At 62.3% G+C, this 1,826-nt stretch carries 2 protein-coding genes; both read right to left on the reverse strand.

What is annotated here, in order from left to right; translation table 11 throughout:
* A partial coding sequence (gene rsmH / locus ACEW8G_RS03585; RefSeq protein ID WP_373487077.1) for a 16S rRNA (cytosine(1402)-N(4))-methyltransferase RsmH occupies positions 1–729 on the reverse strand: 729 nt, incomplete at its 3' end.
* 23 nt (positions 730–752) lie between these two features.
* Entirely contained in the window at positions 753–1,247 is a 495-nt protein-coding gene (locus ACEW8G_RS03590) for a division/cell wall cluster transcriptional repressor MraZ (RefSeq protein WP_373487078.1), read from the reverse strand.
* Positions 1,248–1,826 lie beyond the last annotated feature (579 nt).

A 1,826-nucleotide genomic window follows, 5' to 3' on the forward strand; every position in this document is an offset into this window, starting at 1 on the left:
GCGGTCTTCAAGGCTGTGAAAGCTGACCACCGCCAACCGCCCACCCGGCGCGAGCATCGCCTCTGCCGCGAGCAGGCCATCGCGCAGTTCGTCGAGCTCGCCGTTCACATGGATACGGATCGCCTGAAAGGTGCGGGTTGCCGGGTCCTTGGGTGCGCCGGGGCGATAGCCGATGGCCTTGCGCACCACTGCGGCAAGCTGCAGCGTGCGCTCCAATGGCCGGGCGGCGACAATGGCGCGCGCAATCCGCCGCGACTGGCGCTCCTCGCCGTAGATATAAAGCACATCGGCGATGTCGGCTTCATCGGCGGTGTTGACGAAATCTGCAGCGCTTAAGCCAGTCTGCCCCATGCGCATGTCGAGCGGACCATCGGACTGAAACGAAAAGCCGCGTTCGGCCTGATCGAGCTGCATCGATGATACGCCGATGTCGAACACCACGCCATCGACCTGATCGACGCCCGCCGCCGCCAACACCGCCGCCATGTCTGAAAAGCGCGCCGCGTGGAAAACGAACCGCCCCTCGCTCGCTTCCGCCAATTCTTGTGCGGCTGCGAGCGCATCAGGGTCGCGATCAATCCCGTGCACACACGCGCCCGCCGCCAGCATCGCACGGCTGTAACCGCCCGCGCCAAAGGTCGCATCAACATGCACTTTGCCTTGCGCAATCGCCAGCCCGCCAAGCACCTCGGCCAGCAGCACCGGCACGTGCGGCGCGTCGGTTGTCATGACAGGAACAGCAGGGCGGGCCATCAGCGCTTGGCCCCCAGTTCGTCCATCAGAAACTGGGCGTTATACTGCTGCGTCGAGAGCTGCGGATCGTCGAGCCCCAGCAGGTGCTCGACCCCCCAGACGCTGAAATCACTACCGTTGCCCGCGAAGAATACCTGCTTTTCGATTTTCGCAAGCGCGACCAGCATCCTGGGCAGGATCAACCGGCCGCTGCCGTCAAAGGTGACGGGGAAGGTGCTGGTAAAGCGAGGGCCGCCGACTACTTCGGTGCGGAAATTCTCGCCGTTTTCAAACGCGGTCAACTCGCGGCGCTGCATGTGTTCGACCAGCGCGTTGACCCTCTCGGTGCCGCTGCCCTGCAGGCACTGCGCTTCAGCATTGAAGCTGAACATGACGACGCTGTCGCCCTTGCTGCCATAGATGATGGGGTTGCGAAAGCTGGCCGGAATGGCCATCCGGCCCTTGGGGTCGATGGAGGTCAGGGCTGAGCCGAAAAAGCCGCTGATCTGCGCCACTGCCTTGCCTGACCCTCTTCATGATCCGGGTCCATAATGATGGACCATTGGATCGAGGCGAGCAGTCGCCTTGCGTCCCCGCACGAAAGACAAAGCTTCCGCCAGCCCGCAAAGCGTGATGCTGCGGGCCTAATGGGCACGACAATTGAACTGAACCCCGATTGGCCTTATGCATAGCAGGGGACAGTTGGGGATGCTAGGGGTTTTTTGGGTATTTAGTCCCACTTGTTGGGGATACGCTAACCCGTGTCTGCACCCGTTACTGTTGGATCGCGGTGTGCCGGCAGTTGCAGACTTGTATGCAACCCGCGTGAATCCAACAGTTTAATCGTCATCGCGCAATCAGCATCAGCATTTCGCCAGCCCCAGCAAATCAAAACCGCCAAACTCCGCTGCGCGGCATGGTAAACCACCGTCGGTCATCGCATATCCTCAAGCAGTTCGCGCACCAGTCCGGCGATGAACCGGCGGTTTTGGGTCGCTCCTGCAGCCTCAGGTGCGATCAGATCGGGATCGAGCAGGTCGGCATCGGCGACGAGGATCGCCCGCCCTGCCCCCGGCGTGCAGCGTGCCATTTGC

Origin of the sequence: Blastomonas sp. (assembly GCF_041747255.1) — a bacterium.
GTDB lineage: Bacteria > Pseudomonadota > Alphaproteobacteria > Sphingomonadales > Sphingomonadaceae > Blastomonas.